Origin of the sequence: Brucella sp. NBRC 12950 (assembly GCF_030268145.1) — a bacterium.
Lineage (GTDB): Bacteria > Pseudomonadota > Alphaproteobacteria > Rhizobiales > Rhizobiaceae > Brucella.
The window spans coordinates 37,236-51,438 of sequence record NZ_BSQC01000020.1; the positions used below are offsets into that span (position 1 = coordinate 37,236).

Here is a 14,203-nt window from a genome sequence, read left to right on the forward strand (position 1 = left end):
GACGGAGAAGCAAATTGGAAGCCCTTAATGGTTGGTGGGATAATTATCTTTTCGCTTCTGTCATCGTTGCGAAAGTCTTTGTCTGCTCATTGGTTCTCACGGTAATTTTTGGATTGCTTGGCGCTGCAGCCAAGCTATCCTCGAGTCGCTTGCTGAATGAGATAGGCAATATCTATACGGTCTTCTTTCGTGGCACACCTGAAATACTTGTTATCCTGTTATTGTATTTTGGTTCGGCTGTCACATTGACGACCATTGCCCGGTTGTTCAATCCTTCGGTGAAATTTGTGGACCTTCCGCCGTTCTGGGCGGGCTCGATAGCCATTGCTCTGGTTGTGGGCGCATATGCTACCGAAACGTTCCGCGGCGCATTTAAGAGCGTTAAGCCAGGTAGTGTGGAAGCAGCACGCGCTTTGGGAATGAATTCTCTGCAGACATTTGTTTACATTCGTCTGCCGGAGATGTGGCGAACGGCTCTACCAGCGTTCGGCAACCATATGCTGTCGCTTATCAAGGATACGGCGCTGATTTCGATCATAGGGCTCAACGAGACCCTTTTTGTTGCCAAACAGGCTGCAGGTGTGACCGGGAAGCCATTCACAATGTATATTGTCGTGGGATTGATATACCTGTTCTTTTCCAGCGTCATAACACTCTCGGTTAATCTGCTTGAGCACTTAGCCAACAGGCATATGCAGCGGAGGGCGTCATGAATATGAGTATAGTCCTTGATGCGTTGCCACGCATGCTTGGTGGATTTACAATGACGTTCCAGTTGATGGTCATCTCGCTCGTCAGTGGAACTCTGATTGCTGTTATCCTGCTATTGATGCGACTGAGCGGCAAATGGTGGCTGTCCTGGCCCGCGCAAGTATACATCTATATTTTTCGCGGCACCCCTATCTTGGTTCAGATATTCATCATCTATTATGGTCTTCCCCAATTGGATTGGGTGCGAGACAGCATATTCTGGCCAATACTAAGAGATCCGTTCGGCTGTGCCATTGTGGCACTATCGCTTAACGTCGGAGCATATGTGTCTGAGGTTTTCCGCGGTGGGGTCCTGGCAGTCGAGCGCGGGTTGAACGAGGCTGGAGCAGCTCTTGGGATGAGTGCTGCGCACCGCTTTATCTACATCACAGCTCCGCTTGCGTTTCGTGTGTGTCTGCCAGCATATGGTAATGAAATCATCAGCTTGATGAAATCGACCGCGCTTGCGAGCACAATTACTCTGGTCGATATGACCGGTATCGCGCGTACGATTGTCGCTGAAACATTCGCTCCTTACCAAGTATTTTTGTCGTTGGCCATCGTCTACATTATCCTTACCTGGATTTTGCAGACCGGGATCAAACGCCTTGAGGATTATCTTGGCCGCCACATGGTGCGCTGAAGCGAAACAGTATCTTGAAGGTGACCTTTATGAATGAAGTCAAAGACACCATGATTGAACTTGTCAATGTCAACAAGACTTTTGGGAAGTTCCAAGCACTCAAGCAGGTTAGTCTCAAAGTGCAGCGAGGCGAGAAGATAGTCTTGTGCGGTCCATCCGGATCAGGGAAATCAACTTTGATCCGCTGCATCAATCGAATGGAAGAGCATTCAAGCGGCGACATCTTCATTGACGGACACAAGCTTACAGAGAAGACAAAGGATATCAATGCTGTTCGTCGTGAAGTGGGTATGGTTTTCCAAAGTTTCAATCTATTTCCGCACATGACCATTCTGCGCAATCTCACTATTGCCCAGCGACTTGTCCGTAAAACGCCCCTGAAACAGGCTACCGAAATTGCCATGCATTATCTGGAGCGTGTCAAGATCCCAGAACAGGCGCATAAGTACCCGATCCAGCTGTCGGGCGGCCAACAGCAGCGGGTAGCGATTGCACGTGCGCTTTGCATGAAGCCGCAGATTATGCTGTTCGATGAGCCAACCTCTGCTCTTGATCCTGAGATGATATCGGAGGTGTTGGACGTCATGGTCGATCTTGCGCAACGTGGAATGACAATGATTTGCGTAACCCACGAAATGGGCTTCGCCAAATCTGTTGCTGACCGGGTCTTGTTTATGGATCGTGGTGAATTGATCGAGGAGGCCGATCCGCAAGCTTTCTTTGGTAACCCAAAAAATGAACGTACGGCGCTGTTTTTGCGCCAGATTTTGAGGCATTGACGCGACCTCTGCCCAGACCTCTCTGGAAACAAAAGCAGATCGTCACATAGAATCTGACTCAAGCACCGCAGCTATCTCACAGATAGGGCGAGAGAAAACCTGTGTCCAAAATCATGCGAGGCAATCCATGACTAGCGTTTATCAAATCGAAGCGATCCGCTCTGTGGTCGAGAAATCGGATCTGACGCCGCTCATTGAGGCGGGGTTCGTTGCTTATTCGGATGGCAAGGTCGTCGTTCCACCCGTGGGCGAATTATTGTTTGACCATCCTCCAGGCGATACCCACATCAAATATGGCTATATTCGCGATGACGATATATTTGTCATAAAGATTGCTTCCGGGTTTTATGACAATCCATCCCTTGGCCTCGCGTCCGGGTCGGGCCTCATGCTGGTTTTTTCCCAAAAGACTGGCTTTCTTCAGTCGGTTCTCCTCGATGAGGGCCATCTTACGAATATCCGCACGGCAATAGCAGGGCGTATTGCTGCACGCTATCTTGCGCCAAAAAAAATTCATGCAATCGGTGTCTATGGTACTGGTACCATGGCCCGCTTGCAGATTACTCATCTTGCTAGCGAAACAGACTGTCGCAAAATTGTCGTTTGGGGGCGTTCTGATGATAGCCTCAGCCGCTACTGCGAAGACATGACCGCACTTGGCTATGAGGTTACTCCTACACGGCAGAGCCGCGACGTGACCGATGCTTGCAATTTGATCGTGATGACGACGCCTTCCACCCAAGCCCTGGTTACTGCCGAGCAAATCCGGCCAGGAATGCACATCACTGCAGTCGGATCGGATACCCCTGAGAAGCAGGAACTTGAGAGCCGCGTGCTGAGCCGCGCCGATATTGTGGTTGCAGACAGTATCGAACAATGCAGGACGCGCGGCGAGATATTCCATGCGATGCGTGACGGCTATCTGGCCGAGCACAAAATCCTGGAACTGGGTAATGTGATCCGAGATGGCGTGAAAGCACGCAAGAATGAAAACGATGTTACAATCGCAGATCTGACCGGGGTCGCAGTTCAGGACATCCAAATAGCTAAGGCGGTTTGCTCCCAACTCATGGCAAGCCCGCTTTGATCATACGGAACGTCGCTGACGCTGAAATAAAGGAGGAAAATGATGGTGCAATTCATTAGTACAACAGGTGGTATCGATCCTGTCGGCTTCGACGATGCTGTTCTTCAAGGCTTCGCAGCAGATGGTGGTCTGTTTGTTCCTGACACAATCCCGATGCTAAGCGAAGAGGCGCTTAAGGATTTGTCGAAGTTGAGTTTTCAGGAGCTCGCTTTTGAGCTGGCATCGCTCTACATTGACCGAGCAATCATACCGGCAGAGGATTTGAGACGCCTGATTAATAACAGCTACCGGGACTTTCAAGATTCAGACATTGTGAAGCTTGTACCAATCAGCGATAAGCCCGGTGTCAGCGTTCTCGAACTTTTTCATGGTCCCACGCAGTCGTTCAAAGACATGGCGATGGGCCTTTTGATGGAGACGGTTGATTATCTGCTGGAGCGGCGCCAGAAAAGATTAAACATTGTGCTCGCAACGACCGGTGATACTGGACCCGCGGCCGCTTGGGCTGCAGCCGGAAAACTCAATATTGACTGTTGGCCACTTTATCCACGCGGGATGATTTCGCGCGAGCAGGAACGACAAATGACAACATTGCGCGCCGATAACGTGCATCCGGTTGCCGTGGAAAACTGTCCTGATGGTGGCGATGATCTGGATCTTGTCGTGGCTGCACTATTTGGCGATGAGGAGTTGAAACGCAGTCTCCATTTATCGAGCGTCAATTCCATCAACTGGTGCCGCGTCATGTTCCAAACAGTGCACTATTTCTATGCCTATTTCAGAACCGTAGAGCATGTTGGTGATCCCATCATATTCGCAGTTCCATCGGGAGCATTTGGTAATCTTTTCGCCGGATTTCTTGCCAGCCGCATGGGTTTGCCGGTTGCAAAATTCATATGCGCTAATAATGCGAACGGTGCACTTCATGCAGCGATTTCGACCGGCATTTTTCCACGTCACGATCTCGTGCAGACACCATCGTCCGCCATCGATATCGTAGCACCGTATAATTTTTGGCGTTTTCTTTATTTCCAGACCAATCGCGATACAAAACGCATCAAGCAGTGGATGAACGATTTCTCCAAAAATCGTAAAGTCGTATTTGATGCGGAAACAGCAATTCGTATTCAGGAAAAATTCCTGTCTGCATCCGTTGGCGATGAAGAAACGCTAAGTACGATCCGGGATATCTATAATGCTGATCAGCACTATCTTGTCGACCCGCATACGGCGGTTGCCATCGCTGCTGTAGAATCGGTAAGAGACAAACTACCACCTGACGTCAAGGTTGTATGTCTATCGACCGCACATCCAGCAAAATTCCCCGATGTCATGCAGCGAGCACTCGAGTTAGATGAATTGCCTGAAGCTGCTCACCATGCGACCATCGACGCAGCAAGAAACTCCTGCGAGCAACTTCGAATTTGTCAGCTCGAAAATCTCAAATCAAATCTGATTGAAGAAATGGCGCGGCAAACGGCAATGCGCATGTCGTGATCCTGGTAACGATATAAGCCTGCCGGATTTTTCGGTTGTCAAAATCTAAATTGGCAACCGATATTTTCGCCTTGTGCTTGCCGGCAAAAATCTTAATAGATCCATCCTAGCTGAAAGAACCGCGCCGTGCCTCAACACTTTTTAAGTGAATATACGAGCTTTGCCCTGAGCTTGGCTGATATAGCGCGTAATACGATCCAGAACGCAGATCCGATTGATCGGCGACCGATCGTCAAATTGGACGATAGCCCGGTAACCGCCACAGACCGGGCTGTCGAACTAAGATTACGCGAACATATTTGCGACCGCTATCCAGATCATGGCATACTCGGCGAGGAATTCGGCTCCGAAGGACTGGACCGGGAGTTTGTCTGGGTTTTGGACCCAATCGATGGAACGAAGGCCTTTGTCGCAGGCCTGCCAGTTTTTGGAACCTTGATATCACTCGCGCATCGCGGCGAGCCAGTAATTGGGGTAATCGACAATCCAACCACTGGGGATCGCTGGTGCGGAGCGTCGGGCGAATTAACAACATTGAACAACAAACCGATTATGTGTGCTCAAACCAGGGATTTGTCTGGAGCATTCATGTCTACGGGCAATCCCGATGCCTTCGACGCTGAAAGTAAGCGACGGCTTGATGCGTTACAGGGACAAACACGCTGGTGTGTCTTCGGAGGGAGTTGCATAGCTTATGGGCGTGTCGCTGACGGGAGCCTTGATATATGCATTGACGTAGGACTGTCACCGTTCGATTACTGTGCGCTTGTTCCCATTATCACTGGCGCCGGCGGTAGGATTACGGACTGGCATGGTGCGCCGCTCACAATCAAATCAGGCAATCAGTGCGTTGCATCTGCAAACGAGACGCTGCACCAGCAGGTGCTTGTGAATTTTGCATAAACAACAAGGCCAACCAGTTGATTTGAACAAATTCTACTCTCTGAATGTATATTGGCGGCGGGCAAGCTATTGCGGTAGTGGTAGAAGGAGACCGATATCGAGTCCGAGCCGGATCGGACATGAGAAAAATCCAGGATTAATCTGAAAGCCATTTATGGAAGCGAAGTACACTAAGCGTGGTTTTGTTGTTGCCGCGATCATGGCAAGCATGGCCATGATCGCTGTGGAGGCAACTATCGTGTCCACCGTAATGCCGCAGATTGCAGCTGAGTTGGGACAAATCCACCTTTATTCCTGGGTTTTCTCGTCGTTTCTCTTGACTCAGACGGCGACAACAGTCGTGTTCGGAAAGCTTGCCGATATCTACGGCCGCAAGCCGATCATTATATATGGAATTGCGCTGTTCCTTGTCGCTTCTGTATTAGCAGGTTTTGCCTGGTCGATGACGTCGATGATCATTTTTCGATTATTGCAAGGCATCGGGGCAGGAGCGATCCAGCCTGCTGCCATGACGGTGGTGGCAGATCTTTTCCCTGGAGCACAGCGCAGTAAGGTTCAGGGATACCTTGCAAGTGTCTGGGCTCTGTCTGCCGTGGTTGGTCCATTGCTTGGCAGTCTGATCATCCATAATTTCAGCTGGGCATGGGTATTTTGGATAAATGTTCCGGTCGGCATTCTCGCAGCAACGGGATTTCTGTTATTCTTGCACGAGGAGAAGATCACCAAGCCTGTCTCTGTGGATCTCGCAGGGGCGGCACTTTTTGCGATCTCCATTTCCTCCTTAATGATTGCACTCACTTTGAGCGAAACCGCTGTCTCGTCCAACGGAGTTATAGCGTTCATTTTATTTGGCGTTTTCCTGATGGCATTTATCTGGCAGGAGCGCCGCGCGCCAGAACCTATGGTCACACCATCTCTGTGGCTAAAACGTCCGATCGTATTTTCCAACTTGTCGGTCTTTTTGGCCAGTATGTCTATTATGGGCTTAACGACATTTTTGCCGATGTATGTGCAGACGGTTCTCAATCGAACGCCTATAGTCGCGGGTTTTGCCCTGACTATGCTGTTGTTGGGCTGGCCCTGTGGTGCGACGATTGCGTCACGGCAGTTTGTGCGGTTCGGTTTGCGCCCCATTATGATCGCCGGAAGCATTTGTATTCCAGTCGGTACGTTTCTTCTTGTCATGCTGACGCCGTCGAGTTCCCCGGCGCTGGCCGGTGCAGGTTCCCTTATTATGGGTTTTGGGATGGGACTACTCAATATTGGAGCGCTGATACTGACACAGGACAGCGTTAATTGGTCGGAACGCGGCAGCGCAACGGCGTCGAACGTGTTCTCACGTAATCTGGGCAGTACACTGGGTGCAGCGATCCTTGGTGCAGTGCTTGCCTATGGACTTGCACACGCCAATTCTGGCGACGTGATTACCTCTGAACAGATGAGGGAGCTGATTAATGATAGTGGAACCCTGCTTGATCAAGAGGGTCTTCGGCAGGCGCTTCATCATGCCTTGCACGCAATTTTCGTGGCAATGATGCTTATCGCGGTGCTTATCATACCAGCCTGCCTTTGTGTCCCGGCTGAAAAAAGCCAACACAAAAGCGACTTGAAAGAGGCCTGAAGGACGCTTGAACAGCCCCTTTGAAATCCAGCAGCTTGCTCGGGTTAAAGTTGATTTCTGCTTAAACACTGCATGCCGGGAAAGGGTACCATGCCATGCTAAAGAAAGATCATGTTGAGGGTTAAACCTTGGCGATCAGAGCCGCAGATATTAGCTATGTCGAGCCGATAAAATCGGCAAGAGATCGCCAGATCTAAATTATAAGCCAGATTGTTCGCTTATCTCTCTGGTTCCGATCTAATGCAGAATTTGGCTTAAAAAGAGCTTGGTCCGCGGGTTTTGAGGATTGTCAAAAAACGCATGAGGTGAATTTTCCTCAATTATCTCACCTTGGTCCATGAAAATTACCCGGTTTGCAACTTGACGTGCAAAGCCCATTTCGTGGGTTACACAAAGCATTGTCATTCCGTCTTCGGCGAGTGAGACCATCGTGTCCAGAACTTCCTTCACCATCTCGGGATCCAGCGCGGAAGTCGGCTCGTCAAACAACATGACCTTGGGTTTCATGCAGAGCGAGCGGGCTATAGCAACGCGTTGCTGCTGCCCACCCGAGAGTTGCCCAGGGTATTTATTTGCCTGTTCGGGAATTTTCACACGCTCAAGATAATGCATGGCGAGGGCTTCTGCTTGTTTTTTCGGGGTTTTGCGGACCCAGATCGGAGCAAGCGTACAGTTTTCAAGGATTGTGAGGTGTGGGAAAAGATTAAAGTGCTGAAATACCATACCGACTTCACGGCGAACTTCGTCAACATTCTTGAGCTGATCGTTCAACTGGATACCGTCTACGACGATTGTACCCTTTTGATGCGCCTCCAATCGATTTATGCACCGGATCATGGTGGATTTCCCTGAGCCGGACGGCCCGCAGATAACAATTCGCTCGCCGCGCATCACCGTGAGGTCGATATCTTTAAGGACATGAAACTCGCCATACCACTTGTGCATATTCGTAATCTTGATCGCCACGTCGGTCGGGGAGACGTGCATTGCCGAGAAGCCAGAGTAAGGCTTTTCTGGACGTACTGATTTTTCAATGTTCATAAAAGGGCCATTCCTTGAAAGACTGTTCTTCGCCGCCAGTACTACATTTTCCGGGGTGTTAGCGAGAAATTGCGTTTGAATTTCAACTATGTGGATTTGTTAGTCTCTAGAATTTCCTGGAATATTCCGAGTAATTCATCGGCATCAGATACTGAGAACGGAAGAGGCGGCCTGATTTTTAAGACGTTGCCCAGTGGGCCTGACGCACTGATAAGCACTCGGCGCCTGCGTAGTGCATTGACGATATCGGTTGCGGCGCTGGCAGAGGGACGCCCAAGAGCGTCGACAATGTCGACGCCGAGGAACAGACCTTGACCCCGCACATTGCCGACAGGACTGTGATCCTTTGATAAGGCCTGGAACCCTGTCTTAAGGTGGGCCCCGACCTTTGAGGCGTTTGCCATCAAATCTTCGTCTTTAATGATATCGAGGACGGTCTTCGCAGCAGCGCAGGCGACTGGATTCCCACCGAATGTATTGAAATACCGTGCCTCACGGGCAAAGCGCTCGAGAAGTGGCTCTCGCGCAACTACTCCAGCAATTGGGTAGCCGTTGCCCATTGGCTTGCCCATTGTAATGATGTCCGGCACGATCTCGTGACGCGCAAACCCCCACATATGCGAGCCCATGCGGCCGAAACCGGCTTGAACTTCATCGGCGATGAATAGACCACCTGCCTCGCGGATTGCTTCGACCGCACCTGCAATGAAGCCTGTTGGCTCTGCAAAAACGCCGTCACTGGAGAAGATTGTGTCGACGAGCAAAGCTGCGGGACGGATCCCGTGGCGTTTCATATCGGCGATGGCTGTGCGAACTTCTTGTTCAAAGAATATTGCCACCGCGTCCAATGAGCCTGCGCGATACGGATCGGGAGCGGCAATGACGCGGGTGTCAACTGCGAGCGGTACGTTGAGACCTAAGGAGGGTGAAAGCCCCGCAATCGCGTGGCTGATGCCATGATAAGCGTTAGCAGTGACGATAAAGCCGGTGCCACCGGTATAGTTTCGCGCAATACGCAGGGCGAGGTCGTTTGCTTCGCTGCCAGTGCAGGTTAGGATCAGACGATTGGTTTCGTCGGGGAAATGGCTGAGCAATTGCTCGGCATAGTCTACGATGACGCCTTCAACGTAACGGGTATGAACATTAAGCCGCGCTGCTTGCTCAGCAATTGCTTGAACGACACGGGGGTGACAATGACCGACGGAAGGAACGTTATTGTAAGCGTCGAGATAGGCATTGCCTTGCTTGTCGAAAAGACGAACACCACTGGCGCGATCAAAATGCACGGGTTCCTCATAAAACATCCGGTAATTTTGGCCAAGGTACCGTTGACGGCGCTCTACGAGTATACGCGTATCTTCCTCAAGGTTTCCTGCATTCTCGGGGTCAAATGCGTTGATCATTACCGGTACACTCATGGCATGACTTTCATTTCTAGAGGATATTCAAAAGTGGATGTTGTTTCAGGAAGGCAAGCTGCGTTAACCGCTTCCACGATGCATCATTGTTTTTCATAATGTACTGACGGTTGCCGGGGTCGAGTTCTGCAAGAAATTCAGTCACGCAGAGATTGATTAGGCACCGGGCGATCATGACGTCGGGCAGGATTTTTATTTCAATCTCATCTAATTGTGAAACCTGATCATAAGCGCGCACGACTTCGGAAGCTTTCTCCAAATCAGAACTGTTGCCGCAAACTTGAAGTAAAGTAGCACCGGCGAGATCAACCAGACGTGGCCCGTAGACAAGGTCTCCAAAATCAATAAAGCCAGCCAGATTCTCACCATCAATCAGGATGTTTTGGCCGTTCATGTCACTATGAACGGACTGCGAGGGAAGATGGGCCCAATGCTGCTCGACATTTTCCTCGAAACGCTGGAACATTTCCTCCACTAAAGATCGGCGATCTCGGTTGACTAGCGGAATGAACGACTTCGTCCGCTCAATTTTCTTAATGTCCCACAACAGGTCGCGATTAATAGAAAACGGATGATGGAAGCTTAGGAGTGCGGCGTCAAGCTGAGCTAAGCCTTTGCCGATTGCTTGTGCGAGCACTTTTGGTGGATCTTTGCTGAGAGAGAAGGGGGTTCCTTCAATATAGGTTAGGAGCCGGAGATAGCGGTTGTCATCTCTCTCAAGTAAGACGGTGTCTTCGCCATTTAACGTAGGAACAACACGCGGCGCGCATACTTGTGGCGCCACTGCCTCGATGTGTTTAAGTGCTGCATTTTCAAGCTCCACGCACTCGACGGCCTCGTCAGGGTCTGAAACTTTGAGGGTGAAGCTCTTTCCCTCATCGGTCCAAATGCGAATATTTTGTGTCCTCTCGCCACCAAGGTTGGAAACGGTGCCACGAATGCCAAAGTGGCGGAGTGAAAGTGCTTGAGCTTCATCAGTACTAAGACGGGTTGACACATTTTCCCCCATGAACCCTGTGGAGTTCCAACGCCGTTTTATCGATGCTGGCTTTGGACTTCTTTAAGGCTATCCTTTTGAGCGGCGCGGGTGAGTTCTTGTGAACGCACAGACCGAAACACCGAATTGGCGTGAAATTGGAACTAGCGTTCGCTCCTTTAACGTGTCTCGAGGGCAAATTCGCGTTCAAGACGCCGGGAGTGGATAGATAGTATGAAGCAAAAAACAAAGAATGCCCCACCAACTACGAGATAGGCTTCCCGATAAAATCCCAACCATGCGCCATCAGCGATTGCGCCGCGCGCGCCACCAAGAACGTCAATCAGACCAATAATGCTGATAAGAGTTGTATCCTTGATTGATTCAATGAACGTATTGATGATGGCCGGCAGAGCGATACGAAAGGCTTGGGGGAGAACGATCAGTCTAGAGATCAACCCTCCCGATAGCCCCAAGCTAAGACCAGCTTCTGATTGTCCGCGTGGAACTGCTTCGAGCCCGCCGCGTATGGCTTCCGCAAGATAGGCAGCCTGGAACAGAATAAGGGCTACCTGGGCACGAAGAATATTATCGATGAGGTTCCCGCCGGGTAACAGGAATGGGAGCATCGTAGAGGCTATGAAAAGCACCGCGATAAGGGGCAAGCCGCGAACAATTTCAACGTAAAGACCGCAGAAACGCCGGATAATTGCGGCTTTTGAGCGGCGCCCCAAAACAATAAGAACAGACAATGGCAAAGCGAGAACGATACCGAATGCTGATAGGCCGACTGTGAGGGGGAGTCCACCCCAACGGCTGGTTGACACTGAAGGTAAACCGAAAACTCCGCCCCCCATCAGGATCAGGCTGATCACCATAACCGCTATCCACGCCAACGCCAATGCAGGCCTCCAGAAGCGGCGAAATCCACTCACAATGAGAATTCCAACAACCAGAACGACGGCGAGGGTTGGTCGCCAATATTGATCAACAGGATAGCTCCCGAACAATATTATGTGGTAACGTTCGCGCAGAAAAGCCCAACACGCGCCGGCCGCTGCTCTACATTCATCGGCCGTTGCTCTTTCAAAGACCGCATCAGTCACAGCCCAACGAAAAAAGCTAGCGAAAAGATAGATCAGGGTTCCGGTGATGATGATTGTGAGGATCGCATGTGGCCAGGGATGGATGTAAGGTCGTAACCAGCGTGTGACGCTTGCATCTGAAGGACGAGGAAGCGTTTTTATGAGTTCACTCATGATTTCACCAATTGCGCTCGTTTCTCCAGCCATCGGATGACCGCTGAGGTCAGAAGGCTAAGCGACAGATAGATCAACAAATAGATCGAGACAGTTTCGATCGCGCGTCCTGTTTGGTTTAGCGCTGTATTGCCCACCGAAACTAAGTCCGGATATCCAATGAGAACAGCCAACGTCGTATTTTTGATCGCGTTGAGATACTGATTGGCGAGAGGCGGCAACATAAGTCGCAATGCTTGAGGAGCCAGAACCAGATAGAGAGTGAGTAGCGGTGTGAGGCCAAGCGAATTGGAAGCTTCGGCTTGTCCTTTCGGCAAAGCCGCAAGACTTCCTCGAACAATCTCAGCGATAAAGCCTGAAGTGTAGAATGATAGCCCAGCGAGCATCGCCAAATACTCTGGTGTGACCCCCATTCCTCCACGAAAATTAAAACCCATCAGTTTAGGCGTCTCTATATCACCCCATCCGATCGCATACACAATTGCACCAACGAACAGAGCAAAGGAAACAAAGAGGCCACTTGTTGCGGTTCGTGGAAAACGCCCGGACAGGTTACGTCTGCGTACCATATGCCGCCAAAAGAGGATGCCACTGACAATGCTGAGCATTATACAGGCGATAAGGATCTGGCCCGTATCTGCGAGTACGATCGTTGGAATATAAAGACCGCGGCTCGACAAATAGACCATTTCCCCAAAGGCCCATGCCTGGCGCGGTGGTGGCAGTATGCGCACAGCGGTGGCACAGACAACGAGGATGAGAAGCAGCGGCGTGTTACGGGTTACCTCGATATAGGTCTTTGCGAGGGCTTTGAGTTGCGGATGGCTCGAGCGGCCAGCAAGACCAATAATGACGCCAAGCACCGTAGAAAGGATGATTGCAGCAACGGCGAGCTTGATTGTATTGAGCAGACCTACAAGCAGGGCCCGGAAGTAGCTGTCCCCTGAACTAAATGAGATGAGCGATTCACCAATAGGGAAGGATGTAGCACTCCAGAGAAAGGCATAGTCGATGTTAACGCCTCGGGCGGCGAGGTTTGAGGCTAGATTGTGCGACAGCCAAGCGAAAACTGCTATGGCTGCCGCAACAAACAGCGCGTTTTGAAGGCGCTCATTCCGCATTAGCGCAACGGTGCGGCGTACATCAGGCCGCCTTTGGTCCAAAGATCGTTCAAGCCTCGTTCGAGTTTCAGCGGTGATGCCTTTCCGAGGTTTCTTTCAAAGCTCTCACCGTAGTTGCCGACGGCTGATACGATTTTCACAACCCAACCCTCATCAACGCCGAGATCCTTCCCGTTTCCAGGTGTCACACCAAGGAGCTGCTTTACTTCTGGATCGGTCGAACTCTTGACGAGATCGGCAACATTATCCTGAGTAATGCCGAGACGTTCAGCCTCTATCAGCGCAAACATGACCCAGCGCGCTAGCAGAAAAAGTTCCTCGTCGCCTTTCTTGACGGCCGGTGCATAGGGTTCTAGCGTGATGAAATTGGGAAAAATGATATAGTCGTCGACATTACCATTGCCTGCACGTGAGCCTGCCAGATTGCCATAGTTTCCGCCGAAAGCATCACAACGGCCTCCGAAGAAGGCGGCATCGAGCTGTTCCCAGGCGCTCAGGACGAGTGGTGTATAATTCAGCCCGCGAGATTTGAAGAAGTTCTCAGTGTTAACTTCGAACGTAGAGCCTTGCAGAATGCAAACAGTAGCATCGGCGAGTTTATCCGGGCTATCGATTCCGAGAGACTTCGGTACCATGAAGGTGTAGCCGTCGAAATAGTTGGGCGAAGCAAAACGTGCGCTCTGGGCCCCTTCGCGATTGAGTGTGGTTGTCGTATCATGAGCGAGCACATCAATCTCACCGGATGACAAAAGCACGAAACGCTCTGAGTAGGAGGTTTGTCGATAGGTAACCTTTGATGGGTCACCAAGGATTGCAGCAGCCATCGATTTGCAAAAATCGATATCTATGCCCGCGAGTTCACCGTTCGCACCAGGTGCAGAGAAACCTGGAACAGCTTGACCTACGCCACAGACAAGATTTCCTCGGGCTTTGATCGCGTCAAGAGATGCTCCAGCTTCCGCCGACCCCATGCCGATGAGAGCGGTGGCGCACAACAGTAATCCCATTTTCAACGAGTTGATAAGCTTCATAATTTTCCCCTATTTATATTTAGTTTATTCACGCCCGCAGTCATTGTTGACCACGGTCCGTTTCTTTGAATATTTCG

Annotated in this window: 13 protein-coding genes; 7 read left to right on the plus strand and 6 right to left on the minus strand. The window is 50.7% G+C overall.

Features of this window, described 5'->3' with window-relative positions:
* The first annotated feature begins 14 nt into the window (after nucleotides 1–14).
* The 7 genes from QSJ70_RS24815 (at nucleotide 15) to QSJ70_RS24845 (ending at nucleotide 7,280) form a co-directional block, all read left to right on the plus strand.
* A complete protein-coding gene (locus QSJ70_RS24815) occupies nucleotides 15–713 on the plus strand; it encodes an ABC transporter permease (protein WP_285540530.1) in 699 nt (232 codons plus the stop codon).
* A complete protein-coding gene (locus QSJ70_RS24820; protein WP_285540532.1) occupies nucleotides 710–1,393 on the plus strand; it encodes an ABC transporter permease in 684 nt (227 codons plus the stop codon). The genes QSJ70_RS24815 and QSJ70_RS24820 overlap by 4 nt, the downstream gene beginning before the upstream one ends.
* 29 nt (nucleotides 1,394–1,422) lie before the next feature.
* A complete protein-coding gene (locus QSJ70_RS24825) occupies nucleotides 1,423–2,172 on the plus strand; it encodes an amino acid ABC transporter ATP-binding protein (RefSeq protein ID WP_285540534.1) in 750 nt (249 codons plus the stop codon).
* A 127-nt stretch (nucleotides 2,173–2,299) separates the two neighbouring features.
* Complete coding sequence (locus QSJ70_RS24830; RefSeq protein ID WP_215781444.1) at nucleotides 2,300–3,259, plus strand: ornithine cyclodeaminase family protein; 960 nt, start codon at nucleotides 2,300–2,302, stop codon at nucleotides 3,257–3,259.
* A 42-nt stretch (nucleotides 3,260–3,301) separates the two neighbouring features.
* Nucleotides 3,302–4,756, plus strand: coding sequence for a threonine synthase (gene thrC / locus QSJ70_RS24835; protein WP_285540537.1), 1,455 nt, complete (start codon nucleotides 3,302–3,304; stop codon nucleotides 4,754–4,756).
* A 126-nt stretch (nucleotides 4,757–4,882) separates the two neighbouring features.
* Complete coding sequence (locus tag QSJ70_RS24840) at nucleotides 4,883–5,659, plus strand: inositol monophosphatase family protein (RefSeq protein WP_285540539.1); 777 nt, start codon at nucleotides 4,883–4,885, stop codon at nucleotides 5,657–5,659.
* 154 nt (nucleotides 5,660–5,813) lie between these two features.
* Entirely contained in the window at nucleotides 5,814–7,280 is a 1,467-nt protein-coding gene (locus QSJ70_RS24845) for an MDR family MFS transporter (protein WP_285540541.1), read from the plus strand.
* Nucleotides 7,281–7,517: 237 nt separating this feature from the next.
* Here QSJ70_RS24845 and QSJ70_RS24850 read toward each other — a convergent pair whose 3' ends face one another.
* The 6 genes from QSJ70_RS24850 to QSJ70_RS24875 all read right to left on the minus strand — a co-directional run bounded on the left by QSJ70_RS24850 (nucleotide 7,518) and on the right by QSJ70_RS24875 (nucleotide 14,126).
* Entirely contained in the window at nucleotides 7,518–8,321 is an 804-nt protein-coding gene (locus QSJ70_RS24850) for an amino acid ABC transporter ATP-binding protein (RefSeq protein ID WP_445558185.1), read from the minus strand.
* 86 nt (nucleotides 8,322–8,407) lie between these two features.
* Nucleotides 8,408–9,739: an aspartate aminotransferase family protein gene (locus QSJ70_RS24855; RefSeq protein WP_285540543.1), complete on the minus strand. Its 1,332-nt coding sequence runs from the start codon at nucleotides 9,737–9,739 to the stop codon at nucleotides 8,408–8,410.
* Between the two features lie 16 nt (nucleotides 9,740–9,755).
* Nucleotides 9,756–10,736 carry a phosphotransferase gene (locus tag QSJ70_RS24860; RefSeq protein ID WP_285540545.1) on the minus strand — a complete coding sequence of 327 codons (981 nt, stop codon included), beginning with the start codon at nucleotides 10,734–10,736 and terminating at the stop codon, nucleotides 9,756–9,758.
* Nucleotides 10,737–10,894: 158 nt separating this feature from the next.
* Nucleotides 10,895–11,974, minus strand: a complete 1,080-nt coding sequence (locus QSJ70_RS24865; protein WP_285540547.1) for an amino acid ABC transporter permease — start codon at nucleotides 11,972–11,974, stop codon at nucleotides 10,895–10,897.
* Entirely contained in the window at nucleotides 11,971–13,095 is a 1,125-nt protein-coding gene (locus QSJ70_RS24870) for an amino acid ABC transporter permease (RefSeq protein ID WP_285540549.1), read from the minus strand. Before QSJ70_RS24870 ends, QSJ70_RS24865 begins: the two co-directional genes overlap by 4 nt.
* The gene (locus QSJ70_RS24875) at nucleotides 13,095–14,126 is read right to left on the minus strand and encodes an amino acid ABC transporter substrate-binding protein (protein WP_285540552.1); all 1,032 of its coding nucleotides are present in this window, start codon (nucleotides 14,124–14,126) and stop codon (nucleotides 13,095–13,097) included. The genes QSJ70_RS24870 and QSJ70_RS24875 overlap by 1 nt, the downstream gene beginning before the upstream one ends.
* Between the last annotated feature and the right edge of the window lie 77 nt (nucleotides 14,127–14,203).

Bases quoted from the DNA above. Each gene is read 5' to 3' on its own strand.
- QSJ70_RS24820 (WP_285540532.1), top strand. From the start codon at position 710: ATGAATATGAGTATAGTCCTTGATGCGTTGCCACGCATGCTTGGTGGA.
- QSJ70_RS24825 (WP_285540534.1), top strand. From the start codon at position 1,423: ATGAATGAAGTCAAAGACACCATGATTGAACTTGTCAATGTCAACAAG.
- QSJ70_RS24830 (WP_215781444.1), top strand. From the start codon at position 2,300: ATGACTAGCGTTTATCAAATCGAAGCGATCCGCTCTGTGGTCGAGAAA.
- thrC (WP_285540537.1), top strand. From the start codon at position 3,302: ATGGTGCAATTCATTAGTACAACAGGTGGTATCGATCCTGTCGGCTTC.
- QSJ70_RS24845 (WP_285540541.1), top strand. From the start codon at position 5,814: ATGGAAGCGAAGTACACTAAGCGTGGTTTTGTTGTTGCCGCGATCATG.
- QSJ70_RS24850 (WP_445558185.1), bottom strand. From the start codon at position 8,321: ATGAACATTGAAAAATCAGTACGTCCAGAAAAGCCTTACTCTGGCTTC.
- QSJ70_RS24855 (WP_285540543.1), bottom strand. From the start codon at position 9,739: ATGAGTGTACCGGTAATGATCAACGCATTTGACCCCGAGAATGCAGGA.
- QSJ70_RS24865 (WP_285540547.1), bottom strand. From the start codon at position 11,974: ATGAGTGAACTCATAAAAACGCTTCCTCGTCCTTCAGATGCAAGCGTC.
- QSJ70_RS24870 (WP_285540549.1), bottom strand. From the start codon at position 13,095: ATGCGGAATGAGCGCCTTCAAAACGCGCTGTTTGTTGCGGCAGCCATA.
- QSJ70_RS24875 (WP_285540552.1), bottom strand. From the start codon at position 14,126: ATGAAGCTTATCAACTCGTTGAAAATGGGATTACTGTTGTGCGCCACC.